The following is a 509-nucleotide window of genomic DNA, read 5'->3' as shown; positions in this document are numbered from 1 at the left end:
ACCAAGGATCCGGTCTCCGGGAGCGAGGAGGTCGTCGCCTTCGCCACCGAGCACGGCCTGCCGATCGCGATCAAGGCGGCGTACGGCGGCGGCGGGCGCGGGCTGAAGGTCGCGCGCACCCTGGAGGAGATCCCCGAGCTGTACGACAGCGCGGTCCGTGAGGCCGTCACCGCGTTCGGGCGGGGCGAGTGCTTCGTCGAGCGTTACCTGGACCGGCCCCGGCACGTGGAGACCCAGTGCCTGGCCGACGCCCACGGCACGGTGGTCGTGGTCTCCACCCGCGACTGCTCGCTGCAGCGCCGCCACCAGAAACTGGTCGAGGAGGCCCCGGCCCCGTTCCTGTCGCCCGAGCAGCTCGACCTGCTCCACACCAGCTCCAAGGCGATCTTGAAGGAGGCGGGCTACGTCGGCGCGGGCACGTGCGAGTTCCTGGTCGGCCAGGACGGCACGATCTCCTTCCTGGAGGTCAACACCCGCCTGCAGGTCGAACACCCGGTCTCCGAGGAGGT

1 protein-coding gene is annotated in these 509 nt (G+C 70.9%); it reads left to right on the top strand.

The window, feature by feature from the left end:
- On the top strand, window positions 1-509 hold a 509-nt coding region (locus tag ACSC1Q_RS43105; protein ID WP_495573959.1), incomplete at both ends, for an ATP-binding protein.

The sequence above is a fragment of the Streptosporangium heterodermiicola genome (assembly GCF_051390675.1).
Classification (GTDB): domain Bacteria; phylum Actinomycetota; class Actinomycetes; order Streptosporangiales; family Streptosporangiaceae; genus Streptosporangium.
Note: the sequence above shows the minus strand (reverse complement) of the source record. Positions and strands in the feature narration are given on the sequence as shown.